A 26,594-nucleotide genomic window follows, 5' to 3' on the forward strand; every position below is an offset into this window, starting at 1 on the left:
AGCGGGCCCCACAACGGGAAGGGACCAACTTGCGGGTCCTACTCTGCCTTCTTCAGCGGCAGCGGCACGAGTTCCTGGATTTCTTCGAAGGTGCAGCCGAACGTCTCGCGGACGGTGACGCCGTCGGGTCCTGTGAGGAACACCGCCTTGTCCGTGTACACGCGGGTGACGCAGCCGACGCCCGTGAGGGGGTAGGTGCACTGTTCCACGAGTTTGGATACGCCCTCGCGGGTCAGCAAGGTCATCATCACGAAGACGTCCTTTGCGCCCGTGGCCAGGTCCATGGCGCCACCGACGGCGGGGATGGCGTCCGGGGCGCCGGTGTGCCAGTTGGCGAGGTCACCGGTGGCCGAGACCTGGAAGGCGCCGAGCACGCAGATGTCAAGGTGCCCGCCGCGCATGATCGCGAACGAGTCGGCGTGGTGGAAGTAGGAGGCTCCGGGCAGTTCGGTGACGGGGATCTTGCCGGCATTGATCAAATCACCGTCGATCTGGTCGCCTTCAGCGGCCGGGCCCATGCCGAGCATCCCGTTCTCCGTGTGGAGGGTGATGTCTTGTTCCTCGGTGAGGTAGTTGGACACGAGGGTGGGCTGGCCGATGCCCAGGTTCACAAAGGAACCGGGCGTGATGTCGCGGGCCACCAACTGGGCGAGCTCGTCGCGGCCCAGTGGCTTCTCGGAGGTCTGAATGCTGGTTTGGGTGCTCATGGTCAGGCCACCTTTTCGTTTGAGCCGGCAGAATCGACGCGGACCACGCTGTTGACGTAAATACCGGGCGTGACCACGTTCTCCGGATCCAAGGAACCCGTGGGCACGATCTCAGAGACCTGCACGATGGTGTGCTTGGCTGCCGCAGCCATGATGGGCCCGAAGTTCCGCGCAGTCTTGCGGTAGACGAGGTTGCCCTTGCCGTCGGCCTTGAGTGCCTTGATCAGGGCAACGTCGGCGTGGATCGGAGTCTCGAAAACCTGCCATTTCCCGTCCAGTAAACGGGTTTCCTTGCCCTCAGCGAGCGTGGTGCCGTAGCCGGTGGGCGTGAAGAATCCACCAATTCCGGCGCCCGCGGCACGGATGCGCTCGGCAAGGTTGCCCTGCGGGACGAGCTCGAGTTCGATCTCGCCGGCGTGGAACTTGGCGTCGAAGTGCCAGGAATCGGACTGCCGCGGGAAGGAACAGATCATCTTGCGGACCCGTCCTTCCTTGATCAGCAACGCCAGGCCCTGATCGCCCTGGCCGGCGTTGTTGTTCACCACGGTCAGGTCCTTCGCGCCGCAATCCATGAGGGCGTCGATCAGTTCGAACGGTTGCCCGGCGTTGCCGAAACCGCCGATCATCACCGTGGATCCGTCCTTGATGCCGGCGACAGCCTCGCCAACAGTGTCAATGAAATTCAGCATGACTCTTTACCCTTCTACGCCGTTGCGCCGGCAGTAACGTTTTCGAGCACCACAGCCAAGCCTTGGCCCACGCCGATGCAGATCGCCGCAACACCCCAGCGCTGCCCGGAAGCCTGCAGGGAACGGGCGAGCGTGCCCAGGATGCGGGTACCTGAGGCACCCAGCGGGTGTCCCATCGCGATCGCACCGCCGTGCTGGTTCACAATCCCGGGGTCGATCCCCCACGCGTCAACACACGCCAGCGATTGCGCGGCAAACGCTTCGTTAAGTTCGACGGCGCCCACCTGGTCCCAGCCGATGCCCGCCTTCGCGAGGGCCTTGTTCGCGGCCTCCACCGGGGCGAACCCGAAGAACTGGGGATCGTTGCCATGCGCACCGCGGCCGGCGATACGGGCCAAAGGCTCCAAACCAAGGATCGCCGAGGCAGCCTCTGAACCGATCCACGCAGCCGAAGCACCATCAGACAACGGCGAGGCATTCCCGGCGGTGACCGTGCCGCCGTCGGGCCCCGACGACTCCGGCCGGAACACCGTCTTCAAACCGCCCAGCTTCTCCGCCGAAGAACCGGCACGGATGCCCTCGTCGCGGACCAGGTCAGTGCCCGGAACCTGCGAGACCAACGAATCGTAGAAGCCTTCGTTCCAGGCAGCGTCGGCCAGATTATGCGAATCAGCCGCAAAAGCATCCTGGCGTTCACGGGTAATCCCGTACTTCTCGCGCAGCCGCTCCGTGGCCTCGCCCAGGGAGATGGTCCAGTCCTTGTTCATGGCCGGGTTCACCAAACGCCAGCCCAGGGTGGTGGACGCGAGCGTCATGTCACCGGCCGGGTAGGGCTTGGAGGTCTTCGGCAGCACCCACGGAGCACGCGACATCGACTCGGCACCGCCCACCAGCATGAGGTCGGCGTCGCCGGCATTGATCTGGCGCGAAGCGATAATCGCCGCGTCCAAGGATGAGCCGCACAGCCGGTTCACCGAGGTGCCCGGAATCGAGACCGGAAGGCCGGCCAGCAGGGTGGCCATGCGGGCGACGTTGCGGTTTTCCTCACCGGCGCCGTTGGCGTTACCGAACACCACCTCGTCGATCCGCTCAACATCCAGCCCCGGCGCCCGCTTGACGGACTCGCGGACCACATGGGCAGCAAGGTCATCGGGACGGACAGCAGCAAGACCGGAGCCGAACTTGCCAAAGGGCGTGCGCACGGCGTCGTACACAAAAGCCTGGTTCATGGTTTTCTCTTTCGTTCTCTTTCCCAACTGAGTCGCAATAGTGCGCGTTTTGGAGGGTCTAAACGCGCTTAACTGCGACCTAGTTGGGTTCGTTGGAGGGGTGGGCGGTGGCCGCGTCGATCTCGGCGAATACTTTCTGGGCCGTCTTGAAGGCCGAGTTGGCCGACGGCACACTGCAATAGATGGCGGTCTGCAGCAGGATCTCCTTGATTTCGTCCCTGCTCAGGCCGTTGTTGAGGGCCGCCTTGACGTGCATGGCGAGCTCCTCCCAGTGACCGTGCGCCACCAGCGCGGTGAGGGTGACCGCGGATCGCATGCGCCGGCTGAGGCCGGGTCGCGTCCAGATGCCACCCCAGGCGATCCTGGTGATCATGTCCTGGTAGTCCTCGGTAAAGGAGTCCTTGTTGGCGTTGGCCCGGTCCACGTGGGCATCGCCGAGCACTTCGCGGCGGACCACCATGCCGGCGTCGTAAATGTCCTGGGCGGTGGCATCGGGCTGCACGGCGCCGTTCCGCTCGAAGTTATCAGGGGACAAAGTAGTCACAGTCCGTTCTCCTTCATGAAGGTGCGCATCAATTCCGCCACAGCGGCTGGTGCCTCTGCAGGCGCGAGGTGGGCGACGCCGTCGAGCGCTACAGCCTGGGCGGTACCGCCGCCGGCGGTGATACCGGCGGCAACAGCTTCGGCGAACGACGGCGGAGCAACAGAGTCCTCTACGCCGGCAATCGCCAAAGTGGGGACGGTGATGCTGCCGAGCTGCCCGCGGACATCGAACGACGCCAGGGCTTCGCAGCAGAACGAGTAGCCGAAGCGGTCGGCATCGCGCAGGGCGTGCAGGAGGCGGCTGCTGATCTCGGGCTGGCGGTCCATGAATCCGGGCGCAAACCAGCGTTCCGCGGAGCCTTGGATCATCACGGGCGTACCCAACTTGCGAACCGTCTCTGCGCGCTCAAGCCAGCCCTCGGGCGTGCCAAGCTTGGCTCCGGTGCACTGGACGGACAGGCTGCGGAGGCGGTCGCCGTGCTTGATGCCAAGCTGCAGCCCCGTAGCCCCGCCCAGTGAGACGCCCGCGTAATGGAAGCTCGCTCCCGGCAAAACCGAGTCAACAAGATCGACGACGGCGTCCGCCAGTTCCGCAACATCGAAACCTTCGGTGGTGGTCGGCGAGATGCCGTGGCCGGGGAGGTCCCAGCCGATGACGTCGTACTCGTCACCCAGGAGGGCAGCGGTTTCGGTCCACAGCACAGTGGATGTGCCCAGCGACGGGCCCACCACCAGGAGCGGCTTCGCTCCCAGTTCGCGCTGCGGGGAGAGGAGCACGGCCTTGACAGTTGGCTTAGCCACGAGTGGCTCCCTTCGGTGAAAAAGCTGCAAAGTGGGGGTACGCGGCGAGGATCCGCCGGCTGATCTCCCGGGCTTCGCCAAGGTAGCTCGTGGGATCCAGCAGTGCCTCAAGTTCGGCGTCGGAGAGCTGGTCCGCCGGGATGGTTTCGCGCAGCAGTTTGGTGTAAATGCGGGTCTGTTCGGCGGCGGGCGCCTTCAAGGTTTCATCGACGACGGCCTGCAGCTTCTGCTTTCCCTCCGCACCAAGGAGCGGGGCGACGGCGGCCGAAACACTTTCGCTGAGCAGGAGGGGTCCCGAGAGCTCAAGATTCCGGCGCATGGCATCGGGGAAGATTCGGAGGCCCTCCGTGAGTTCGCGGAGGTGTCCGGCAGCACCCAGGGCCAACGCGAGCAACTGGCGCAGGGCCGGCCATTCGCTGTGCCAGGCACCATCCGGCCGCTCGTCGTTGAAGGTTGCGGCCGCGAGGTGCAGTTGCGATGCGAGGCCCGGCGCCTGCAATGCAGCACTGCGGATCAAGACGGACAGCACGGGGTTCTGCTTCTGCGGCATGGCCGAGGAAACTCCGCGTCCGGCAGCCAACGGTTCGCCAAGTTCGCCGACTTCCGGGCGGCTCAGGAACAGCAGGTCGGCAGCGATCTTGCCGAAGGAATCGATCAGTGCAGCGAGTCCGTCACCGAGGGCCGTGACGGCCAGCCGGTTGGTGTGCCACGGAGCGGGAGCGGGTGCGAGGCCCAGTGCGGCAGCCAGGGCATCCGCAAGAGTGAACGGCGTTGCTGGCGATCCAGCAGTCAGTTTGGTACCCGAAGCCAGCGTTCCGCCAGCCCCACCAAACTGCACCGGCAGCTCCAGGGACTCCAACCGCGCAGCCGCAGCGGCCACGCCCTGGAACCACTGGGCGGCCTTGAGCCCGAAGATGTACGGAAGGGCATGCTGCGTCAGACTCCTGCCCACGCACAGCGTGTCCGCATGCTGCTCCGCCAAGGTAGCGAGCGCCGTCGTCGTGCCCTTGACCTCTGCCAGCAACGCCGTGACGGTGCGGCTGGCCAGGAGCATGAGGGCGGAGTCGAGGACGTCCTGGCTGGTCAGCGAGGTGTGCACAGCCGAAGCCGCGCCGATTCCGGCAGTGTCCAGCTCCCGGACCCGGGCCCGCAGATCACCGAGCAGCGGGATGACCGGGTTCCCGCCACCCTGGGCGCGTTCCGCAATTGAGGCGGCGTCGTAATGCTCGACCGAGGCGGCTTCGGCCACCACAGCGGCGGATCCGGCAGGAACCAGTCCTGCGTCCTCAAGAACGGCAGCCCAAGAGGCTTCGACGTCGAGGATTGCCGTGATCACGGCACGGTCGCCCGTCAGCGCCGCCACAGCGGGCGACGCCGAGACAGGGCTAAGGAGGCCGAAGTCGCCGTCGGTCATGCCGGGTTTTCCGTATTGATGTCCAGCGAACCGTCCTGCTGGAAATCCAGGAAGACGGTCTCGTCGCCACCCTGCAGGCGGATGTCCCAGGTGAGGCCGCCGTCGGGGTCGCGACGGGCGATGAGCGTCTTGCGGCGCTCAGGATCCAAGGAGCTCAACAACGGATCGTTGGCCAGCGCTTCCTCATTTTCCGGAAGGTACACGCGGGTGAAGAGGCGGTTCATGAGGCCGCGGGCGAACACGGCCACGGAGATGAACGCGGCCGCGCCCGGTGCCGTGGGGCCCGGGTTGACGGTGGTGAAGGTGTACACGCCGGAGTTGCCCACGGAGCCACGGCCCCACCCGGTGAAGGTGTAGCCGTCGCGGACCAGGGAGCCGGTGCGCTGGACGATGTTGCCGTCGGAATCCGGCTGCCAGATTTCCAGGATGGCGTCCGGAATGGCATCACCGGCGCCGTCGTACACGGTGCCCTGCAGCCGGATGCTGCCGGGGCTGCCCGGCGCCAGGAGTTCGTTGTCCTTATTAAAGGGGAGGGCGTAGCCGTAGAAAGGGCCTACGGTCTGGCCAGGTGTGGGTGCCAGCTTGCTCATGCGCTTACTCCTCGTCCCCGGCGTCGCCGTATGCTTCGTTTTCGGTCCAGGTGCGCTTGGAACCGGTCAGGATGATGTCCCACTTGTAGCCGAGGGCCCATTCGGGGCTGGTCAGCTCATGGTCGTACTGTGCCACCAGGCGGTCACGGGCATCCTGGTCCACGATGGACTGGTAGATGGGATCCAGCGGGAAGAGCTGGTCACCCGGGAAGTACATCTGGGTGACGATTCGCTGGGTGAACTCCGAGCCGAACATGGAGAAGTGGATGTGCGCCGGGCGCCAGGCGTTCAGGTGGTTTTTCCATGGGTACGCGCCGGGCTTGATGGTGGTGAAGCTGTAGGAGCCGTCGTCACCGGTAATGCAACGCCCGACGCCGGTGAAGTTCGGGTCCAGCGGTGCGGGGTGCTGGTCGCGCTTGTGGATGTAACGGCCTGATGCGTTGGCCTGCCAGATTTCCACGAGCTGGCCCGCCACCGGTCGGCCATCACCATCGAGGACGCGGCCGGCCACGATGATGCGTTCACCCTGCGGTTCGCCGTTGTGCTGGATGGTCAGGTCGGATTCCAGTGCGTGGACATCCTGGTGTCCGAACGCCGGCGAGAAGAGCTCGATGGTCTCCGGGTCCGCGTGGTGCAGGCTCTTGGTGGGGTGGCGCAGGATGCTGCTGCGGTACGGCGCGTAGTCCAGGCGCGGCATGGTCTCCGGCCCCTTGCCGTTCTTCAACGCCTCCGCGTAGCGGTCCCCGATGCCCTTGATCTCAGCACTGAGATCCGCTTGGGTTTCCACCTTCTTGGCGTGGTGTGCTTGGTGGGCGGCGTGTGGCTCAGCGGGCGGCACGAGTTCCTCGGATTCGAGCGCCTGTGCTGTCTGTTCTTGCGGCACGGCCGGCTCCTTTCGGTTGATGGGTTCTCTTGGTTTGCGGGGCGGCGGCGGGTTTACACCCGGTGGAGCGAGTCGTATTGGACGGCGTGGCGCACCGGGGCGTTGGGCGCCCCGTAGCCGTCGTAGTTGCCGCGGCGCTCCACCATTTCGAAGAACACACTGCCCACCGTGGCGGTGTAGAAGTGGAGGAATTCGCCGTTGGCGTCCCGGTCATACAGGAGGTTGAGCTCCTTGAGGGTGGCCAGGAAGCCGGGTTCAAGATCGAACCGGGCGTCCAGGTCCTCGTAATAGTTGGCCGGAATCTGCAGGAACTCGAGGCCCCTTTTCCGGGCCTCTCGGGCCGTCGCCACGAGGTCGTCCACGGCGAAGGCGATGTGCTCCTGGTACGTTTTGCGGGCTGTTTGGGCCTGTTGTGCGGGCGCCAGGTTCAGGACCAGCCTGATGGCACCGTTGCTGGTCTCCATGACTTGGGAACGGACCAGGCCGCTGGGGCTGGGGACTTCGGCGAACGGCTGCGGTTCCAAAGCCAACGCGCTGGTGTAGAAGAGGACGGCTTCGTCAAAGTGTTGCCACGGCTGGGCCAGGTTGACGTGGTCAATCACTGCGTTCTGTGCGCTGGAAGCGTGCTCTTGGCCTTCCCCGAACTCGTGCGTCCACGCCGCGGTCCCGTCCGGACTGCCCTGGCAAAGGAAAATCTCGGTGGAGTCCGGTGCGGAGATGCCTTGGAAGACTTCCTCATCAGCCTGGACCTTACGGGCCACCACGGGCGCCTTGAGTTGCTGGGCGCGAGCGGAGGCAATCACTGGAGAGTCGACGTCGAACCCCAAAGCGGCGATGGCCGGTTCAGCGTGCGAGGCCGCCTGTTCGTTGATGATCACGCGGGCCTGGCCCATGGTCCAGAGCTGGACGTTCTTGGTGCGGTGCCGCCCCTCGAACCCGAACCCGAGCTGGCCCAGGAGCTTCTCCAACTGAGCGGTGTCGTCGGCCTTGACCTCGGCGAAGTTGAAGCCGGCGGGTTCGTTCACTTTGGGGAGCGTGGCCAGTTCCATGGGATAACGACGGCGGGACGCGGCTGCGCCTTCTGTTCCCTCTGCCGCTGAGGTGCCGGCCAGCCACTGGGCGCTCTGCTCCTCCAGCCAGATCAAGGAGCGCATGGCGTCAACGGCGGTGCGCTCGGTGTCGGACTGGCGGAAGACGTCATTGAAGACTTCCAAGGAGACCGGGCCCGTGTAGCCCGCACGGACCACGTGGCCCATGAACTTGGCGAGCTCAAACTGGCCTTCACCGGGGAACACCCGGTAGTGGCGGCTCCAGGAGAGGACGTCCATGGAGAGCTTGGGGGCATCGGCAACCTGGACGAAGAAGATCTTCTCCGCGTTGATGTCCTCGATGGGCGCCGTGTCCCAGTCGCGGGAGAGGATGTGGAAGGAGTCCAGGCAGGTGCCCAGGTTGGGGTGGTCCACCATTTCGACCAAGCGGTAGGCGTGCTCGTAGTCGTTGACGTACTTGCCCCAGGCCAGGGCTTCGTAAGCAACTTTAACGCCGTGGGCCCCAGCAAGTTCGGCGAGTTCAGCCAGTTGCGCGACCCTGAGACCATCGTCGTCGATGGTAGCCGTCGCAACGTTCGAGCAGACCAGGATGGTGTCCATGCCCAGGCGTTCCATCAGGTTGAACTTGGCCTCGGCGCGCTTGAGGTTGGCCTTCAGCAAGTCCGGAGTGACGCCGTCGAAATCGCGGAACGGCTGGTACAAATCCAAGCCCAACCCGAGGTCCGCCGCCATTTTCCGGACTTCCTCCGGGCTGTGCGGAGAGGTCACGAGGTCCTGCTCGAAGATCTCGATGCCGTCGAAGCCCGCAATGGCGCAGGCCTGCATCTTCTCCTTCAGCGTGCCGGACAGGCAGACCGTGGCGATTCCGGTGCGCATCAGTGGGCCGCCTTCGCGAGCTCGGGGGCCGCGGCATCTTCCACGGCAATCAGCTCCAGGAAGTGTGCCCGCATCCGTTCGCGGTTGGCTTCGCGTCCCGTGATGAGCTGGAAGGCGTCGGCCGCCTGGCCGACTGCCATCCGGCCGCCGTCGAGGACGTCACAACCCTTGGCGCGGGCCTCACGGACCAGTTGCGTCTCGATGGGGCGGTACACGATGTCCGCCACCCAGTGGCGCGGTTCCAGCAAGTCGATGTCCAGGGGAAGGCCCGGGTGGGCGGCCATGCCGATGGGGGTGCAGTGCACCAGGCCGTCGGCCAGGGGCATGATCTGGCTCAGCTCGTTGGTGCTCCGCGGAGTGACGGTGGCTTCGGGGAAGAGCCCACCGAGTTCTGCGGCACGTTCCGCAGCGCGGGCCGGGTCCATGTCCACGAGGTCCAGCGTGCCCACGCCGGCCGTGAGGAGCGCGTAGGCCACGGCCGAGCCGGCGCCGCCTGCGCCCAACTGGACCACGCGGTCCAGCGTTGCCCCGGGGAGTCCGTCGGCGAGCGCCGAGCCGAAGCCGGAGAAGTCTGTGTTGTGGCCGATCAGCCGACCGTCCTGGAGGAGGACTGTATTGACGGCACCCAGGCGACGAGCGTCGTCGGAAATTTCATCAAGGTGTTCGAGCACCAACTGCTTGCACGGGTGGGTGATGTTCAGGCCGTTGAATCCCATGCGCTGGGCGGCGGTCAGGAGATCCCCGACGGCGGTGGCCGGCAACGTGAGTTCCAGCAGGTCGATGGGGCGGTACAGCAAGCGAAGGCCCTGCACATCGGCTTCGCGTTCGTGCATGGGCGGCGTGAGGGAGGGCATGACGCCTTCGCCTATGAGGCCCACCAGAACGGACTCGGCTCGGTTGCTCATCCTAAAGCTCCTTTGACTTCAGCACCGCGGTCTTGTGGCGCCTTTTCGGGGCGTCGCCTGACCGGGTGTTCTTTAGATTACTACAAGTGTTCATATTCCGCACGCTTGTTCTTATCGCGAACAAGAAGCATGCGGGTCGCTCGTTGCGGGGCCCGCTTTGCGGGGTATCCCGCGTGCTTGGGGCGCAAAGCGGGCCTCGCAATGAAGGGGTCAGCGCTGGGGCAGGCGGGCCGCGAGTTCAGCCGCAGCCTCCTGCAGAGTGGGGACGTGGGCGATCAGCTCCTCCATGGTCATGCGGAACACTGGCGCGGCGACGGCGAGCGAGGCGAAAGCGTGGCCCTGGGAGTTGAGGACCGGTACAGCGACCGCCCGCATGCCAACCTCATTTTCCTCATCCATCACCGCATAGCCCTGCCGGCGGACCTGCTCGATTTCTTCCCGGAACGCATCGCGGTCGGTGATGGAGCGTTCTGTGAGGGGATCCAGGGGAAGCTCCTCCAGCAGTCGCTTCCGCTCGATCTCTTCTTCGAAAGCCACAATGGCCTTGCCCACCGACGTCGTATGGAGCGCCCCCAGATGGCCGGGGTCGCTGGTGACGCGGAAGGTCTTGGGGCCATCCACCTTATTGACCGTCAGGTGGTGGTTGCCATCGCGGACGGAGAGGATGGTGGCCTCATGCGTGCGATCGGTAACGCGCTGCAAGACGGGCAGTGCAGTGGCCGCGAACCCGTGATGGTTCGATACCCGCTGACCGAGCTGGAAGACGCGCAAGCCCAGATGGTACCGGCGCCCGTCGGGCTCGTAATCCACAAAGCCATCGCGGGTCAGCGAGCCCAGCAAGCGGTAGGTGGTGCTGAACGGCAGTCCGGCACTCCTCGCAAGATCCGCCGCACTGGCCCCGCGCGGCTCGTCGCCCAGTAGTACCAACAAGCTCAGTGCCTTGCCGACCATGTCGGTCTTTGTGTCCTCTTTCACACTCATAGCTCGATGCTCTCACATAGTGAGAGCTATTTCTAGATAGTGGTGACATCTCTTGACAAGTGACCCCACTCACAGCCACTATTGCTGTATTGCACAAGTAGCTCTCACAATGTGGTTACTTGTCTGGGATTGACCGGCCGCACCTCGCTTGGGTCTCCCCACAAAAGCCAGTCCGCGACATCGTCGTCACAGAAGGAACCACCCATGAGCCAAACAATGCCGTCAGCGACGCCAGGCACTGAAACCGCCGCCGGAACCCCTAAGAAAGCCGCGCTTGCCAGCTTCCTGGGCAGCGCGGTTGAGTACTACGACTTCTTCATCTTCGGCTCGGCCGCGGCCCTGATCTTCCCGCACGTGTTCTTCCCGTCCGCCGATGCCAACGCGGCCATCATGTCCTTCGCGACCTTCGGCTTCGCATATATTGCCCGCCCCGTGGGCGCCGTGATCCTGGGCCACTTCGGTGACAGGATAGGCCGGCAGAAGGTGCTCATGTTCACCTTGGTCCTGATGGGTGCAGCCACCTTCGTGATCGGCTGTCTCCCCGACTTCAAGACCATCGGCTGGTGGGCTCCGGTCCTGCTGGTTCTGGCCCGTCTTTGCCAGGGTCTCTCGGCTGCCGGCGAGCAGGCCGGAGCCTCGTCCATGACGCTGGAGCACGCTCCGGACAACCGCCGCTCGTTCTTCACCTCGTGGACCCTCACCGGCACCCAGGGCGGCCAGATCCTGGCAGCGCTGGTCTTCATTCCTGTGGTGGCCCTGCCTGACGAGATCAAATACGGCATTGGCTGGCGCATCCCGTTCTGGCTCAGCGCCGTGGTGGTTCTGGTGGCGTTCTTCATCCGCCGCACCCTGCACGAGCCGCCCGCCTTCGCTGAAGCCAAGAAGAACAACGAGATCTCCAAGCTCCCCGTAGCCGACCTTCTCAGGCTGCACTGGCGCGATGTCCTCCGCGTGGTCTGCTGTGCCTTCATTGCCGCAGTGAGCACGGTCTTTGGAACATTGGCCATCAAATACGCCCAGGATGTTGCCGGCGTGAGCAGCACCATCACGCTCTGGCTGGTAGTAGTAGCCAATGTGGTGGCCCTCGGAACCCAGCCGCTGTTCGGTATGCTCGCGGACAAGATCGGCCGGAAGCCCGTCTTCATCTACGGCGCTTTCGCCAGCGCCATCATGACCCCCGTGTTCCTGCTGACCCTGGAATCCGGCGTGGTGCCGCTGATGTTCCTGGTGTCCGTGGTGTTCTTCTCGTTCGGGTACGCCGCTGCCAACGCGGTATGGCCGTCCTTCTACGGTGAAATGTTCAGCACCAAGGTCCGCTTCTCCGGCCTGGCCATCGGAACGCAGCTCGGCTTCCTCATGGCAGGGTTCGCCCCGGCAATCGTGACTGCCCTGGGCGGAACCAAGCCCGGCGGATGGGTTCAGATCTCCATCTTCACCGCAGTAATCTGTGTGATCGCAGCCGTCTCAGCGATGACGGCCCGCGAATCCGCCAAGACGCCCACAGCGGAACTCGGCCTGCCCCAGCAATAGCAGCACGCCTAAAGCCTGAGGCTTCTTCCCAGTGAGCTGGGACCGAAGCAGCGAAAACCCGGAGTGTCACCTGACATTCCGGGTTTTTCGCTTGCCTCAACCTGAGGGGCCCAGGAAAACCAGCAGCGCTCTCTCACCTCCGAGGGCGGGCTACCTCGGGTCCAACGCCACCGGCTTGAACTTTCCCGCACCCGTCCCGGAGTAGAGCAGCAGTGTTCCATCGCCGGCTACCCCTACGAGCGTCGGATCGCCCGTGCCCGTGAAGGCGTTGCCGAGGGCCGCGAAGGAGGTGAACATGTTCCAGCCAGAGCCCAGGTACTGCCGGGCGAGGAACCCTCCGCTGCCGTTGCCCGGGTAGAGCCACAGGGCGCCGTCCGTCCCTCGGGCAAGGACGTCTTCCCTGCCGTCGCCGTTGAAATCACTGCCCTGCATCACCGCGTTGAAGATGTTCCACCCGGTACCGATCTGCTTCCATGCCTGGAATCCGCCGGCGCCATTTCCCGGATAAAGCCACAAGGTCCCGTCCGCGGCGCGTGCCAGGATGTCGGCCTTTCCGTCACCGGAGAAGTCGCCCGGCGCCAGCATCTGCGTGAAACCCTGCCAGCCAGTACCGATCTGTTTGCGGGCAAGGAACTGGCCCTTCCCGTCGGTCGGGTACAGCCACAGCGTCCCATCGGATGCCCTGGCCACCAGATCCGGGTGCTTGTCGCCGTCGAAGTCGCCCACGCTCAGGACTGACGTAAAGACGTTCCAGCCCGTCCCCACCTGCACGCGCGGCAAGAAGCCGCCCGAACCGTTGCCAGGGTAGAGCCACAGGATGCCGTTGCTGCCGCGGGCCAGAATGTCAGCGACAGCATCGCCATCGAAATCCCCGGCCTCCCACACCTGGCTGAACTGGTTCCAACCGGTTCCGATCGGCAGGCGGTCTGCGAAGCCGGTGCCGTCACCCGGATAAAGGGTCATCCCTGAACCGACGCCGAGAACGTCAGCTTTGCCGTCGCCGGTAAATTCCTGCCCGCCGACGATGTCGCCCGCCAGGTTCCAACCACTTCCGACGGCGGTACGCGGCAGGAGGCTCCCCTTGCCATCGCCGGGGTAGACGTAGAGGGTGCCGTCCGACGAGCGGGCCAGGAGTCCTGCCGTCCCGCCCCCGAACGTCCCCGCCGCAGAAAGACTGGTGAACGCATCCCAGCCTTGGCCGATCTGCCGCTGGGCCAGGAAGCCGCCGGAGCCGTTTCCGGGATAGAGCCATAGCCGGCCATCGGTTCCGCTTGCCACCAGGTCTGCCCGGCCATCGCCGTTGAAGTCACCGGGAGCCACCAACTGTGTGAAGCCCTGCCAGCCCACGCCTACCTGCGTACGTGGCAGGAAACCGCCCTTGCCGTTGCCAGGGTAGAGCCACAGAGCGCCGTCGCTGCTGCGCGCCAGAATGTCAGCGAAGCCGTCACCGTTGAAATCGGAGGTGCCCAGTACAGCGTTGAAAATGTCCCAGCCACTGCCGATTCGCACGGGATCCTCAAGGCGGTTCCCGGGCAAGCCTGCAAAGAGCAGGAGCGACCCGTCCGCTTCGCGGGAAAGGACGTCGGCCAGCTTGTCGCCGTCGAAATCGCCGGCGGAAAAGCTCATCCGCGTCTTCAGTTTCGTGTCAGCGTTGATGGTCACGGTTGCCGAGGTGGCGCTGACCGAGTTGATGGTCACCCTGGTGCCTGTGTAGGTGGTGAAAGTACTGCCCGCCTGCCAGGCGTGGTTCTGGCTGTACCAGCCATTGAAAGGCGTGGTGTCCGGCATGAGGACCAGTGACGAGGCGATGGTGGCGCCGCCGCGCTGGACGATTTTGACGCCTTTGTTGCCGCCTGAGAGATAGCTGTCGTAAGCCCCCACCGGCTGCCGGAGTTCCAGGTAGTAGACCTCCCGGCTGACGGGATCCGTGAACTTGATGGCACGCTGGGCCTCTGTGCCGCCCCAGGGCTTCAGGGTGTAGCTCTTGACTCCCGTAGCCACGCCGGTGTCGCGGATTTCGTCGCCTCGCCCGAGGCCTCCGTAATCCCAAAACGTGGAGCTGATGACCGGCGAGTTCCACTGCGCAGCGCCCATGATGTCTGTGGTGTCGCCGTACTCGCGGATGTAGCAAGACGGGTCCGTGAACTGGCCATTGCTGTTGACGCCGACGTCGGACGCCCCGCTGCGGCACTGCAGGGCATCGGCGTGCATCATGCCAATGACGTGCCCGAACTCATGGCTCATCACGTTGTTGGAGAAGTTGCTGATCTGCGGCATCAAGACGCGGCCACTGTAACTGCCACTGCTGTAGCCGGCGCCAAGCGCGTTCCCGGACAGGGTGGTGGTGGGAATGTAGATCACCAGCGCCGTGTACGGGCTCGCGGACCATTTCAGCTCGCTGGTGATGGTGGAGATGATGGAGCTGTAGCTGTCGGTCGACTTCGCCCTGGACTGGTGCCCGGCAACCTTGCTGCTCACGGTCATGGAAAGCTTGTTGGCCGACATCGCCTGCCAGTACTTACTGCTGGCCGCCACCGTCTTTTCGGCATCGGCCATGGAGACAGTATTGGTGTTGTCCGCCAGCTTTGCCGTAACCAGCCGGACGCGGATGTCCCCGGCGGGGCCAATCGCTGCCGCACCGTCGCGGAGGGAAGAGTCGACGTCGGACTGCCCCTTGGGCGCGTCATCAACCGGTGGCGTTTCGAACGTGTGATCAGAGTGCGGAGTGCCCTCGATGAATTGGACGTTCGGATGATCCGGACCGGGCACTGGAACGGCCGTGGCGGGGGCCTGAACAAAAAACAGGCCGGTGGCGAACACCACCAAGCCCGTGGACAGCGCGATCGATCGCCGCAAAACACCCATTGAATCTCCCCGGGGACGGAGCCTGTGGTTCCTGTGAGTCTCAAGAACCGAGATCAGGTTACAGCCGCACCCGCAATGCGCCGGGAAGGCGGGGCTGGATCACCGGAAATGCAACCAACCCGGAATGCTAACCGGACCCTAACCGCCCCGAAATACCGTGGCAACATTGCCGCGCCACACTGGAAGAGCCGGCAAGTGCAGGCACCAGCTCCAGCCCAGGAGGCCACCATGTTGAAGGAAGTCACAACACACACAACACGAATACGCGCGATCAGCCAGCTCCACCGTGGAGACGAGATCGAAGCCCGACTGTCCGTGGGACCCGCCTATGATGACGTGGTCATCCGCCGCGGACAGGTCCAGGAAACCGCGCCGGGAATCGGCGTTGTCTGGATCATGGATCACGCCTCCGGGATGAGGAAAGCCATCAATACCGACGAATGCAGCGTCTGGCGCGTCGCCTGAACCGGCTTGACCCCAAACCCTGCTCAGCCGCCGGCCACGGACTGGACAATCAGGACCTCCTGGCCGGCCGCGACCTCCGTATCAAGACCCTTCAGACGCCGGACCTCATCACCGTTCACGTAAATATTCACGAAACGGCGGAGTGCCCCGGTTTCATCCCGCAAACGCCTGGCCAGCACCGGATAATCTCCGGTCACCGCATCAAGCAACTGTCCAACGGTCACAGCCCCGTCGGCGGACGCAGTCAGATAGGACTGTCCGCCGACGAGTGGCTGAAGGACACCAGGCAACAGGACCGTAAAGTCAGCCACAACGGGCCTACCCAGGTACCGGGGCGCTGGCTTGATCGCCCGGCGTGGGGTCAATCTCCTGGGCCGCTGCCTCCACTATCAATGCGGCTTCGGCAATCACCGTGGCTTCCCCCGCAGCCAGTGGGACTTCCACGCCTGCCGCATTGCCCACCACGACAGCGGCCCTCACGCACAGGACGTCCGGCAAGTGCGAGGCCACTTCAGTGAAGGTCCCGCCCTCGTCGGCACTGGCGTAGACCGCACCTCCACGGGTACCGAAATACACGCCAACAGGTTCTGCCGTGTCCACGGACGCGGCGTCGCGCAGGACAGCGTTGTATTCGTGGTCAGGCAGGCCGGTATGAAGTTCTGTCCAGGTGTTGCCGGCGTCGTTGGTGCGGTGAACACTGAGCTTGCTGCCCGGCGGGATGCGTTCCCCGTCGGCCTTCAGCGGAATCACCCACGCCGTTCCTTCACGCCGCGGATGCGTCAGCATGACAAAGCCGAAGTCCGCAGGCAGCCCGTCCGCGATGGAATCCCAGTTCTCCCCGTTGTCATCGGTGCGGTACACGCCGTGATGGTTCTGCGCGTACAAACGGCCCTCGACGGCGGCATCCGCCGCGATCTTGTGCACGCACTGCCCGAACTCCGGGTTGGGATCGGGCATGAAATAGGCCGAGATTCCTTTGTTCCGGGGCTCCCAGGAAGTCCCGCCGTCGAGCGATCGGTAAACGCCGCCCGTGCTCATGGCGATGTGGACCTTTTCCCCGGACGGATCAACCACAATCGAGTGCGCCGCCGCGCCACCATAGCCGGCACCCCACTCGCTGCGGTGCGGGTGGTCCCACAGTCCGCGGTTCAGCTCGAAGTGTTCGCCGCCGTCGGTGGATTTCCATACTGAAATCGGCTCGCAACCGGCCCAGACAACGCCAGGGCGGGAGTCGGCGTCGGGGTGGATCTGCCAGATGCGTTCCAGGGCGGCGTCAGTGCCGTCCGGGAACTTGATGGCACCTTGCTCGGGCTCGGTCCAGGTGGCGCCAAGGTCATCGGAGTGGGCCACGGTGGGTCCCCAATGCTCTGATCGCACGCCCACCATGATCCGGGTTTTGCCGTCCCGCGTGTCTATGCCGATGCTGGGAATCTCGCTCATCAGGAAGTGCGGGCCGGAGAGGGACCATTCCTTGCGGTCCGGGCTGGTTGCCAGCCACAGGCCTTTCTTGGTCCCGATCGCAATGACATAACTCTCTGCGGTATCTGCGGTTGCCATGCGTTCCATCGAACCATCAGGGCGGGTGGGTGGCAACGGTTTTTTGGCCTATGTGGATAGTCAGGCCTACAGGGCAAGAACAACCCTTACGGTTACAGTGTGCCCAAACTCCGGATCGTGACGCGAAAACAGAAAAAAACTTTAAGGAACTAAAGCGACGAACCTCCACCGGGCACTGGAGAAAACGTGCTTGACTGTGGTTTTGCGGTCATGAGGCCGGAACAACTTATTGGGGGATCAGATGTTTTGCGAGGTCAAAGAGCCATGAGGCCATCACGAGGGAACTCCGCGGTTGTAGCCCGGTAGCGGGGCCGCGTCGTGATTGCAGTTTCGCTGCAAGAGGGAACGATTGTTCTGGACCCCTTCTCCGTCAGGATGGTCCTCGGCTTGGTCATTCTGACCCTGATCGTCATTTCCTGTGTCTCGTCCCAGCGGAGACGCTCGCCCTACGCCGAGTGGTGGCGGGTAGCCCTGTGCCTCTTTTTAGCCGGCAATGCCGCCTTCCTGCTGAACGGTACTGACTTCCAGCCGTGGGCCAACCCCTTGGGCAAGGCCCTTGTTGTTGCCGGAACCTTCTGCATCTGGGCGGGAGCGCGCACACTGCGCGACCAGCGGGTGCAGCCTTGGATTCTGGCGGCTGCGTCCATTCCCGGTTTTGTTGCCTCCGTTGTGGATGACCCCGGGAACAGCGTGTGGTCCGGCGGCTTGGTGTACCTGGGCCTGACCACACTGGGACTCACGTTGGCGGGCCTGGAACTGTGGTTCGCCAAACCCGTCCGGTCCAGGATTACCAGATTCCTGTCGATCATTGCCGGGCTGACAGCCTTGTATTACCTGTTCCGGGCTATCAGCTTTGTCCTGGACGGGCCCACCAGCCACGTGTTCCAAACATTCTTTGGGTATGCTCCGGCCGCCCTGATGCACCTGATCCTGCTGGTGGCCGTGTCCTCCACCATGAATACGCTCAGCAACAAGCAGTTGATCAAACGCCTCCGGGAACGTGCCGATCGTGACCACCTGACGGGTCTGCTGAACCGGGGTGCCTTCCTGGAACTGGCGTCCCGGTCTCTTGCGGAGTCGTCCCCGCGGGGTGCGGCGCTGATCCTTGCGGACCTGGACAACTTCAAGGCCGTCAACGATGAGCATGGTCATGCAGCGGGCGACGCCGCGCTCCGGGCTTTTGCTGCGGCCTGCACTTCTTCGGTCAGGTCCACAGACGTCGTGGCGCGGTATGGCGGGGAAGAATTCGTCCTGCTGCTGCCGGGAGCCACACAACAGCGGGCCGAAGCCATCGCGTCCGAAATCAGTGGTCGGCTGGCAGCCATGAAGGGTCCGGATGGCCTGCCGTTTCCCACAGTGAGCTACGGCGTGACGTCCACCGGAGCGGATGTCCAGGACCTTGCCTTCATGATCAATGTGGCCGACGCCGCGCTCTATAGTGCCAAGGCCCAAGGACGGAACAGGGTTGTAGGTGCGGACCCCGCGGACGTGGAGTCCGCACCTGAAGCCAGCCGCCCGCCGTCGTAATTCACGCACGTTCGTAGTACACGGACGACGCATTGCGCCGGGCCGCACCCTTATGGCCCTCGGCAGGCGCTTGGTATCGCGTTGCGTGACGTTATGCCTAGGCTGTGGGTGGCAAGTGGGTTTGGTTCCCACCCCTGGAGCACGGAGAACAACAGTGACGGAGAGAGCGACGATGACTGAAGCAACCACCAATGCACGTGCACAACAGCTGAAAGCCCTGCACGAAGCCCCTGAAATCCTGAGTGTGGTCAACGTCTGGGACGCCATCAGTGCCCGCACTATTGCAGGACTTCCTGAAACGAAGGCCATCGCCACTGCAGGGCATTCCATTGCTGCAGCCTTCGGCTATGCCGACGGAACCATGCCCTTGGACGTGGCGCTGGACGGGGTGAAGCGGATTGTCGACGCCGTGGATCTCCCGGTCACCGCAGACCTGGACGATGGCTATGACAACCCTGCCGAAACCATCCGCCGGGCGATAGGGATCGGCGTGGTGGGCGCGAACGTTGAAGACCGCTTGCGGCCCTTCGACGAGGCCGTCGCCCGCGTACAGGCCATCATCTCGGCTTCTGCCGGCGAAGGCATTCCGTTCCAGCTGAATGCGCGCACCGACGCGATTGCCAGGGGTGGAGACCGGCCGATTGAGGAGAGTATTCAGGACGCCATCGCCCGGGGACGCGCTTTCCTGGACGCCGGAGCTTCGTTGGTCTTCGTGCCAGGTGCCATGACCCGGGAGGTCATCGAGCCGCTGGTGGAAGGGCTGGGACACGGGAAGCTCTCCGTGATCGGAGCCCCCGGAGCCCTCCCGGCTGCTGAACTCCAGCAACTTGGCGTGGCGCGCGTGTCCTACGGTCCGTTCACCCAGCGGGTGGCCCTGCGGGCTCTTCAGGATCTGGCCTCGGATCTGTACGGCTCCGGGGTCATCCCTGCCGACACTCCGGCGCTGAACTAGCTGTACTGCCCGTGATTGCCTGTACCTGTCCCGTCCGCGACGGCGGGACAGGTCAGGAGGCTGAGCGGGTATCGAACGCCGCCGCGGATTCCCTGAGGAGCCGGGACACCGTGTCCACGGGCAGGCTGGCTGCCCGTCGCCGATCGAAGCGCCGCAGGGCGATATGGCGGGTTCCCAACCCAGGAACGTCCAGGATGTCCACATGGTCGTGGACAACGCCGGTCAGCGCCAAAGTGGGCACAATGGCCACGCCCTCCCCGGCAGCGACGAGTGCCAGTGCGGTGAGGGTGTCGTGGTACTGATGCACAGTCTCAATCCGGGCACCTGTCGAGTGGCGGAGGCGTCCCAGTACGGCAATATTGGCTGCTGACGGCTCCACCCCCAGCCATGGCAAGTGCAGGCGGCTGAGGTCGATGTTGTCCGTGCCGAGCAGGCTTCCTGCGGGCACCACCAACTTCCATGGCTCATCCAGCAGGGGTTCCTGGACCATTCCGGCCGCCATCGGATGCTGCTCTGCCGCCGTCGAATCCTGTTCTATGACCACAGCATCCAGTTGTCGCTGGCGGAGCAGCCGCATCACTGCAGGGAAGCTGTCCTCAACGATCTGAATCTGCAGCTGAGGGTATTGGCTGCGCCACTCGGGAAGTCGCGGGATCACCACTGTGCGCATGAAACTGGCGAATCCGCCCACCCGCACGACTCCCGCGATGTTGACCTCGCTTTGCATCCGGGCGCGGGCAACGTTGAGGGCTCGCTCTATCTCTTCCCCTGCCTCTGCCATGGCCAGGCCGGCGGGAGTGAGGACCGATCCTTTGGGGGTGCGCAGGAGTAACGCCTGCCCTGCCTCAGTCTCGAGTTTGCTGAGTTGCTGGGACACGGCGGACGGCGTAATCCGCAGTTCATCAGCCGCCGCCAGAACGCCGCCAGTTCGCGCTACTGCAAGAAGAACCAGCAGCCGGCGCGGGTCCACATCCATGTTAAGCACTCCTAAACACCGTCTTCAGAATATTGCAATTGATCTAAAGCCCATAGTCGCTCAATATTGACTCAAAAGCACGATTCAGCAACACACCACCGTCTAGCGAATCAAGCCTCCACTCCGGACCATACGCCGCCCGCCGGCGTCATCCGGGTGCCCAAAAACCTTGAAAGGACTCCCATGGAACTGCTGTTCGAAATCACCGGCTGGGCCGGCGCAGTGGCAATGCTCGGCGGCTACATGGCAGTGTCCATGGGCTGGTTGCAGGCAGGCACCACCTTCCAGACCGTGAACCTCTTCGGTTCGTGCGCCTTCATCATCAACGGCACGCTCCATGGGGCCTGGCCCTCCGTGGTGACCAACGTGGCGTGGTTCCTCATCTCCGCTGTGGCGCTTCTCCGGATGCGGGCCAAGGAGCGGGCGGAGCGGCCGGCGCAGACTGTGCAGGTGGCGCCCCATGCTCAAGAGATCCACTCTCTTGCCCCCGACACTGCCGCCCAAGTCATCGTCGCGGCCACCCGCCCAGTCGCCACCTGCGCCTAGCGCGGCCGCAAGCTGCGCCTGGTCCGGGCGTCACGGGCAGTCCTGCCGCCATAAACGGTCCGGGCATCACAAAAGGTAACGTCCCGCCGTCGTCCGCAGGACCGGAGCCTATTCTGGGCAAGTAGCCGCCGCCCTACCGTGAAGGAAGCCCATGCCCACCCCCGAACACCCCCTGCGCAAGCTTGGTTTCCTCACTATTGGCCTGTTCGATCCCGCGGATCCAGCTGCCGGGCACCAGTCCACGTTGGAGATCATCGAGCTCGGGGAGAGGCTGGGCTTCGACAGCGCGTGGCTCCGTCACCGCCACCTGCAGTTCGGGATCTCCTCGCCGGTTGCGGTCATGGCCGCGGCCAGCCAGCGCACCTCGCGGATTGAGTTGGGCACCGCGGTGACTCCGTTGGGCTGGGAAAACCCTTTGCGCCTTGCGGAAGACCTGGCCACCGTGGACCTGCTCTCCGGCGGCCGGATCAATCCAGGGCTGAGCGTAGGGGAACCCATGAATTACGACACCGTAAAACATGAGCTCTACCCGGACACTGCCGGTGTGGAGGACTTCAGCTACGCCCGCGTGAACCGGCTGGCCCGCCTGATCGCCGGGGAGAAAGTGCGGGACTTCTCCGGCAAGCAGGGCGTGGTGGAAGAATTCTCCAACCGCGTGGAGCCGCACTCTGCCGGGCTGCGTTCGCGGCTTTGGTATGGGGCTGCGAGCATGAAATCGGCGGTGTGGGCAGGAGAAAACGGCTTCAATCTGCTCTCCAGCAGCGTGATCTTCCCGGACAAGGACCAGGAACCGGACTTCGCCGGAGTCCAGCAGTCACAGATCCGCGCCTACCGTGAAGCCGCTGCCCAGTCAGGGAACACCGCCCGTGTCTCGCAAGGCCTGGTGGTGATTCCCACAGACACAGCTTCACCTGCCCAGCGGGAGAAATACCAACGCTACGTCGATGAACGCACGCCACGCACACGCGCGCCCCAAGGGCCGAAGGGCATGATGTTCGCACAGGACATCATCGGCACCAGCGATGACATTGCCGAACAGCTCTATGCCCATCGGGGATTCCAGGAAGTGGACGAGGTGGCCTTCGCGCTGCCCTTCAGCTTTGACCACGAGGACTACGTACAGATCCTCACCGACATCGCGGGCAAACTGGGGCCTGCCCTGGGCTGGAAACCTGCCGGCTAAGCCGAAGCCCGCCCAGCCCAGTCAGCCCAGCCAGTCCAGTCAGTCCACGAACTCCGACTGTGTCTCGATGAAGTCCCAATCCGCTTCGGTCAGCACGCCGCTGACCTTGTCCGGATGGGGTCCGCCGGCCTCGGCAATATGCTGCAGCACGGGCAGCGGAAGTTCGTCGGCGCGCAGGTTCTCACGCAGCCATTCCTTGCTGTCCAGATGCAGATCGAGCCACCACATGAAAATTTCCATCGCGGACCGCCTTCCGTCGGAGGAGCCACGGGTTCCGATGCGCCGTGGGCCCGGATTAACCGTAGGCCGGGTCCGGAGCGTCTACAAGGGTCCGGCTCTTGTGGCGGGCCGGGCTTAGGGCCAATCTATTCCTAGGGGTGCTCCCGGCCCACTCGATGTTCGGCCGGACCGCCCGTCACGCAAGGGATCCGCGATGGACTGTGACATCGAGCTGGAGATTGATGCCGGCTCTGCACGCGGCGAATATACGGTGCGCGTGGTCCGTGCACCGGCGGGAGGCCACGCCTCGGGCATGTTCACCCTGGACGTGGAGGGCATCCTTGAACGGCTCCCCCAGCTTGAAGCCACCGTCCTGGCGTCTGCCGTGGCCGCCCGCAGGACCATGCCCGTGGCTGAGATGGCTGTCCGTGAAGTAGGCCAGCAGTTGTTCCAGGCCTTGTTCACCCGCGAGGTTTATGGAACCTACCGGGCCAGCCTCGGCGCGGCGCAGCATGCCGGCCAGCAGCTCAGGGTGGTCCTGAGGTTGTCCGCCCCTGAGCTGGCCACCATGCCGTGGGAGACCCTGTTCGACCCCGAAACCGAAACCTACCTCTGCCAGACCGAGCCCCTCCTCCGCCACGTCCCCGCCCCCGACTACAACCTGAATCCCCTGGATGTGGCACCGCCCCTGCGCATTCTGGGGATCGTCGCCTCGCCCCGGGACCTGCCCGGCTTGGACGTCACCGCCGAGAAGGACCACCTGGGCCGGGCCCTGGCCGGGCCGGTGTCCGAAGGCCGGGTGGAGCTGGTCTGGGCAAAAAGTGGAACCTGGGATGACGTGCAGTCGATGCTGCTGGCCGGGCCTTGGCATGTGGTCCACTTTGTAGGCCACGGCGACTACGACTCCCGCACCGACGAAGGCAGGATCGCACTGGTGGGACCCGACGGCAGGGCCGCCATGGTCCGCGCCGTCCGCCTCATGGCCTTGCTCAGCGTCGCTGCTCCCCGCCCACGGTTGGTGGTGCTGAACTCGTGTTCCTCGGGGGAAATGGGCCAGTCGGACCTCTTCTCCGGCACCGCGTCCGCGCTGGTCCGAAGCGGGATCGGCGCCGTGGCCGCCATGCAGTTCGCCATCAGCGACTACGCCGCCATCGCCTTCGCCCACGGCTTCTACGCAGCAATCGCCAACGGCCGCACCGTGGACGAGGCGGCACGTGTCGGCAGAATCTCCGTCATGGCCAGCCCGGACGGAACGCTCGAATGGGTCACCCCGGCACTCTACGTCCGCGGCGGCACCACCCAGCTGTTCACACTCACAGGAACACCGCGCGCGCCGGCTTCGGTTGAAAGTTCGACGACGGCCGGGACCTCCGGCGGTCAGGCTACGGGACCAGCCCACGCAAGTTCGCCGGCCTCGCCGCCCGGAACGGGACAGGACCACGCCATACCGGCCCAAGCGGCGCCGGTACCGGCCACCCAGCCGCTGCCCGGCGCCGGGCAGGCCAACGCCGGACAGGCCATGAAACGGGCGCAGCTGCGGGCACTGTACGTTCAGGCGTCCGCTGAGTTGCGGGCCCGGCGCTTGGAACAGGCCGTGGAACTGTTCGATGACCTCCTCACGCTGGAGCCTGGTTACCGGGATGCCACGGCGCTCAGAGACAAGGCCCGGCACCGGCTGGAGCTGGACCGCACTTACCGCGAAGCCCTCAAGGCAGAGGAAACCGAAGACTGGCTGGCCGCGGCGGATGGCTTTGCCGCGGTGCAGGACGACCCCGGATTCCCTGACGCCGCCGTCCGACGCCAGGACTGCGAGCGCCGGCAACGGATCTCGGACCTGCAAGGCGAGCTTCGATACCATTCCTCCCTGGGTTCCTGGGAAGCAGTGCTGGATGTGTCGGCGGAGTTGGCCACCGTGGACCCTGATGCCGCAGATCCCGATGGGCTCGCAACCGCCGCCCGGACAGAGATCCAGAAGGCCAAGTCGAAAGAACCACCTCCCGTTGAAACGGCTGAGGTGCCTCCGGCCTCTGACGATGAGAAGCCCCACGGTTCGTACACGGCAGCGGATCTACCGGTGCGGCCACCGCGGAAAAAAGCCCCTGCCCGCGCCAACCCCGCCCCTTACACCGCCCCCAGCCCCAGCCGCCAAGCGGGTTCAGCACTGAACCCGGCCCCATCCGTGGCCAAACCCGGGGCACCCGCTGGCGTCGCGCCGTCTAACGCTGTCCTCCGGGGGTCAAAGCCCGGCGGCTCAGCACCCGCCCCCGCTGGCGGGTCGGCTCCTCCGCTGCGGACGCCGCTGCTGTGGGGCGGCGTCGCACTGATCGTGGCGGGCGGACTCGGGGCCTGCTTCGCGGTCTACTTCCTGTGGTTGGACGACAACTACTGGTACGAAAGCGGCGGAGACGGCTCCCTCCGCATCGTTTACGGCCTGGTGGCACCTCTTGGGTACCTGCTGTTGGCGGTCGCGGGCCTTCCCGATCGCACCGCCATGGCCCGGGTGGTGATGGCAGGGGTCGTTATTTCGGGCGCTCTTTTTGGACTCTCGGGACTCACCGAAACGGTGGACCCGACCACAGTCATCGCCGGCTTTGTGCATGCGGGCTTCGGTTTGTGGGCGGGGATCCTGGCCCTGCGATCCCGCCGATCCGAGCCGTTCGGGTGGCTGCTGCTGTGGCCCACGGTGACGGTTCCGCTGGTCTGGGTGCAGGACAAAGGCGTCTTCCTTGAGTCCTGGTACCGGACGCACGCTTACTTTGTGCTGATTCAGCTGCTGGTCTTGTGTGCATCCGGGATCGGTTTCGTGGTGGCGGTCCGCCGACTGCGGGCGTCGGAGAAGGGACAGGAACATGAGCAGGCTGGTTGAATTCACCACCGACGACGGCGGCACGGTAGTTGTGGAGGTCGCGAACGCAGCGGGGAGCCTGGTAACCAGGGGTGGTGACCACGCTGGGGACCATTCGGGGGTTTTCGCGCGGGCGCAGCAAACCTTCGAGCGCGCACTGGCGCATGTGCGTCCAGCGGTGCAGGGCGTGATCGACGAGCTCCTGAGTTTGGAGAACCGTCCGGATGAGGTCAGCGTGGAGTTCGGCATTGACCTGCACGCGGAGGCTGGCGCTTTCATCGCGTCGGCAAGCACGGCGTCCAATTTCAAGGTGCGGCTCACCTGGAACAAACCGACTGAAACCTGACACCGGCTACCGCCGCAACAGCCTGTTCTTTGGATCGCCCCGGCGCAACAATAAGGGTATGGCTGCGGAAAATTTCAGCGGACCGGTTCCCTTGGTGGTGGGAGTTCTCCCGGACCAGCATGTGGAAGTACTCCAAACCGCCCGGACCTTGGCGGAACGCCTCGGCGTGCCGTTGGTGTGCGCTTACGTGGACGAGGCCAGTTACCTCGTCGAGTGGGACCCGTCCCGGGAGACGCACCGGATGTCGCTTCACCCGGAGAAGGAAGATGCCGACGTCGAGGCCGTGCGCGGCGACCTCGGCAGGGTGATCGCGGAGGCGATGGACGGCGGTACGGCCGATTGGACCTTGCGCCTGCTGGCAGGTGACCCGGCACGGGCGTTGGGCAGGCTCGCCGCTGACATCAACGCGTCCATGATCATCGTGGGGACGCCCGAGCCCGGTTTGGGGCACAGGATTTCCGAGGCACTGAACGGATCAGTTGCCGCGTGGCTGAGCCATCACCAACGCCGTCCGGTGCTGATTGTGCCCCAGAAAAAACGGCCGGAAGCTGCCCACAGAAACTAAAGCGAAAGTACTTATTCGAGGTGGTGGCGAAGGGGTTGCGCGCAACGTAGAGTGATTACTGCAGGTCAGCGAAAGCGCCTGCTCAAAGGCCGCTCCGGAGTGCGTATCCCCCAATAACGCACTCCGGAGCTCTTTTGTTTAACCCCTGGATCGCTCTTCCACATCCCACGCCCTTCAGCCGGTCGCTCTTCCACATCCCACGCCCTTCAGCCGGACGCTCTTCCACATCCCACGCAGACGGAACGACGGCGGCGCTAAAGGTGAGTGCCGTCGTCGAGCCTTATGGGGGCGGCCTTCTACGGGTGGCTGGCTTCATGCCGCGTACCGTCGCCACCCACTGTGGGTATCCGG

Annotated in this window: 25 protein-coding genes; 9 read left to right on the plus strand and 16 right to left on the minus strand. The window is 64.6% G+C overall.

The features are described 5' to 3' along the window. Positions 1-38 precede the first annotated feature (38 nt). The 11 genes from ACIQLI_RS12935 to ACIQLI_RS12985 all read right to left on the minus strand — a co-directional run bounded on the left by ACIQLI_RS12935 (position 39) and on the right by ACIQLI_RS12985 (position 10,667). Positions 39-707 carry a 3-oxoacid CoA-transferase subunit B gene (locus ACIQLI_RS12935; RefSeq protein ID WP_400388954.1) on the minus strand — a complete coding sequence of 223 codons (669 nt, stop codon included), beginning with the start codon at positions 705-707 and terminating at the stop codon, positions 39-41. A gap of 2 nt (positions 708-709) precedes the next feature. Further along, the gene (locus ACIQLI_RS12940; RefSeq protein ID WP_354231253.1) at positions 710-1,396 is read right to left on the minus strand and encodes a 3-oxoacid CoA-transferase subunit A; all 687 of its coding nucleotides are present in this window, start codon (positions 1,394-1,396) and stop codon (positions 710-712) included. A gap of 14 nt (positions 1,397-1,410) precedes the next feature. Next, a complete protein-coding gene (locus ACIQLI_RS12945) occupies positions 1,411-2,625 on the minus strand; it encodes a thiolase family protein (RefSeq protein WP_400388958.1) in 1,215 nt (404 codons plus the stop codon). Between the two features lie 79 nt (positions 2,626-2,704). Next, positions 2,705-3,169, minus strand: a complete 465-nt coding sequence (pcaC, locus tag ACIQLI_RS12950; protein ID WP_400388961.1) for a 4-carboxymuconolactone decarboxylase — start codon at positions 3,167-3,169, stop codon at positions 2,705-2,707. Next, positions 3,166-3,969, minus strand: coding sequence for an alpha/beta fold hydrolase (locus tag ACIQLI_RS12955; RefSeq protein ID WP_400388964.1), 804 nt, complete (start codon positions 3,967-3,969; stop codon positions 3,166-3,168). Before ACIQLI_RS12955 ends, pcaC begins: the two co-directional genes overlap by 4 nt. After that, complete coding sequence (locus tag ACIQLI_RS12960) at positions 3,962-5,383, minus strand: lyase family protein (protein WP_400388967.1); 1,422 nt, start codon at positions 5,381-5,383, stop codon at positions 3,962-3,964. The genes ACIQLI_RS12955 and ACIQLI_RS12960 overlap by 8 nt, the downstream gene beginning before the upstream one ends. Then, positions 5,380-5,973 (minus strand): protocatechuate 3,4-dioxygenase subunit alpha, encoded by a 594-nt coding sequence (pcaG, locus tag ACIQLI_RS12965; protein WP_354231263.1) that lies wholly within the window; start codon positions 5,971-5,973, stop codon positions 5,380-5,382. Before pcaG ends, ACIQLI_RS12960 begins: the two co-directional genes overlap by 4 nt. A gap of 4 nt (positions 5,974-5,977) precedes the next feature. Continuing rightward, positions 5,978-6,856 carry a protocatechuate 3,4-dioxygenase subunit beta gene (gene pcaH, locus ACIQLI_RS12970; protein ID WP_354231265.1) on the minus strand — a complete coding sequence of 293 codons (879 nt, stop codon included), beginning with the start codon at positions 6,854-6,856 and terminating at the stop codon, positions 5,978-5,980. Between the two features lie 53 nt (positions 6,857-6,909). Further along, positions 6,910-8,781 (minus strand): bifunctional sugar phosphate isomerase/epimerase/4-hydroxyphenylpyruvate dioxygenase family protein, encoded by a 1,872-nt coding sequence (locus ACIQLI_RS12975; RefSeq protein WP_400388971.1) that lies wholly within the window; start codon positions 8,779-8,781, stop codon positions 6,910-6,912. Then, entirely contained in the window at positions 8,781-9,686 is a 906-nt protein-coding gene (locus tag ACIQLI_RS12980) for a shikimate dehydrogenase (protein ID WP_400388974.1), read from the minus strand. Before ACIQLI_RS12980 ends, ACIQLI_RS12975 begins: the two co-directional genes overlap by 1 nt. Positions 9,687-9,896: 210 nt before the next feature. Next, entirely contained in the window at positions 9,897-10,667 is a 771-nt protein-coding gene (locus tag ACIQLI_RS12985; protein ID WP_400388977.1) for an IclR family transcriptional regulator, read from the minus strand. A gap of 204 nt (positions 10,668-10,871) precedes the next feature. Between ACIQLI_RS12985 and ACIQLI_RS12990 the strand changes: the two genes are divergently transcribed. Further along, positions 10,872-12,197: an MFS transporter gene (locus ACIQLI_RS12990; RefSeq protein ID WP_400388980.1), complete on the plus strand. Its 1,326-nt coding sequence runs from the start codon at positions 10,872-10,874 to the stop codon at positions 12,195-12,197. A 150-nt stretch (positions 12,198-12,347) separates the two neighbouring features. Here ACIQLI_RS12990 and ACIQLI_RS12995 read toward each other — a convergent pair whose 3' ends face one another. Beyond that, positions 12,348-15,062 carry an FG-GAP-like repeat-containing protein gene (locus ACIQLI_RS12995; protein ID WP_400388983.1) on the minus strand — a complete coding sequence of 905 codons (2,715 nt, stop codon included), beginning with the start codon at positions 15,060-15,062 and terminating at the stop codon, positions 12,348-12,350. A gap of 228 nt (positions 15,063-15,290) precedes the next feature. On the opposite strand from ACIQLI_RS12995, the gene ACIQLI_RS13000 reads away from it, so the two are divergent. Beyond that, the gene (locus tag ACIQLI_RS13000; protein ID WP_089597727.1) at positions 15,291-15,527 is read left to right on the plus strand and encodes a hypothetical protein; all 237 of its coding nucleotides are present in this window, start codon (positions 15,291-15,293) and stop codon (positions 15,525-15,527) included. A gap of 23 nt (positions 15,528-15,550) precedes the next feature. Here ACIQLI_RS13000 and ACIQLI_RS13005 read toward each other — a convergent pair whose 3' ends face one another. Further along, positions 15,551-15,838 (minus strand): MoaD/ThiS family protein, encoded by a 288-nt coding sequence (locus ACIQLI_RS13005; protein WP_354231278.1) that lies wholly within the window; start codon positions 15,836-15,838, stop codon positions 15,551-15,553. Positions 15,839-15,845: 7 nt separating this feature from the next. Beyond that, on the minus strand, positions 15,846-17,084 hold the full coding sequence (locus tag ACIQLI_RS13010; protein WP_400388987.1) for a WD40/YVTN/BNR-like repeat-containing protein: 1,239 nt from the start codon (positions 17,082-17,084) through the stop codon (positions 15,846-15,848). A 318-nt stretch (positions 17,085-17,402) separates the two neighbouring features. Here ACIQLI_RS13010 and ACIQLI_RS13015 point away from each other — a divergent pair, with 318 nt between their 5' ends. Continuing rightward, a complete protein-coding gene (locus ACIQLI_RS13015; protein WP_400388990.1) occupies positions 17,403-18,611 on the plus strand; it encodes a GGDEF domain-containing protein in 1,209 nt (402 codons plus the stop codon). A 172-nt stretch (positions 18,612-18,783) separates the two neighbouring features. Continuing rightward, entirely contained in the window at positions 18,784-19,563 is a 780-nt protein-coding gene (locus ACIQLI_RS13020) for an isocitrate lyase/phosphoenolpyruvate mutase family protein (protein ID WP_354231284.1), read from the plus strand. A 52-nt stretch (positions 19,564-19,615) separates the two neighbouring features. Here the strand turns inward: ACIQLI_RS13020 and ACIQLI_RS13025 are convergent, their stop codons facing one another. Further along, entirely contained in the window at positions 19,616-20,539 is a 924-nt protein-coding gene (locus ACIQLI_RS13025; protein ID WP_354231286.1) for a LysR family transcriptional regulator, read from the minus strand. A 183-nt stretch (positions 20,540-20,722) separates the two neighbouring features. On the opposite strand from ACIQLI_RS13025, the gene ACIQLI_RS13030 reads away from it, so the two are divergent. Both ACIQLI_RS13030 and ACIQLI_RS13035 read left to right on the plus strand, forming a co-directional pair. Continuing rightward, the gene (locus ACIQLI_RS13030; RefSeq protein ID WP_400388994.1) at positions 20,723-21,085 is read left to right on the plus strand and encodes a hypothetical protein; all 363 of its coding nucleotides are present in this window, start codon (positions 20,723-20,725) and stop codon (positions 21,083-21,085) included. Between the two features lie 151 nt (positions 21,086-21,236). Then, positions 21,237-22,268 (plus strand): LLM class flavin-dependent oxidoreductase, encoded by a 1,032-nt coding sequence (locus tag ACIQLI_RS13035; protein ID WP_400388997.1) that lies wholly within the window; start codon positions 21,237-21,239, stop codon positions 22,266-22,268. A gap of 39 nt (positions 22,269-22,307) precedes the next feature. Here ACIQLI_RS13035 and ACIQLI_RS13040 read toward each other — a convergent pair whose 3' ends face one another. Then, positions 22,308-22,508, minus strand: a complete 201-nt coding sequence (locus tag ACIQLI_RS13040) for a hypothetical protein (protein WP_089596938.1) — start codon at positions 22,506-22,508, stop codon at positions 22,308-22,310. 193 nt (positions 22,509-22,701) lie between these two features. Here ACIQLI_RS13040 and ACIQLI_RS13045 point away from each other — a divergent pair, with 193 nt between their 5' ends. From ACIQLI_RS13045 to ACIQLI_RS13055, 3 genes are read left to right on the plus strand one after another with little or no spacing between them, the layout of a single operon-like run. Next, on the plus strand, positions 22,702-25,353 hold the full coding sequence (locus ACIQLI_RS13045; RefSeq protein ID WP_400389000.1) for a CHAT domain-containing protein: 2,652 nt from the start codon (positions 22,702-22,704) through the stop codon (positions 25,351-25,353). Beyond that, positions 25,337-25,678, plus strand: a complete 342-nt coding sequence (locus ACIQLI_RS13050; protein ID WP_026541119.1) for a CU044_2847 family protein — start codon at positions 25,337-25,339, stop codon at positions 25,676-25,678. The genes ACIQLI_RS13045 and ACIQLI_RS13050 overlap by 17 nt, the downstream gene beginning before the upstream one ends. A gap of 58 nt (positions 25,679-25,736) precedes the next feature. Continuing rightward, positions 25,737-26,243: a universal stress protein gene (locus ACIQLI_RS13055; RefSeq protein WP_354231295.1), complete on the plus strand. Its 507-nt coding sequence runs from the start codon at positions 25,737-25,739 to the stop codon at positions 26,241-26,243. Positions 26,244-26,594: the final 351 nt, after the last annotated feature.

Origin of the sequence: Paenarthrobacter sp. NPDC091669 (assembly GCF_044756725.1) — a bacterium.
Lineage (GTDB): Bacteria > Actinomycetota > Actinomycetes > Actinomycetales > Micrococcaceae > Arthrobacter > Arthrobacter bambusae_C.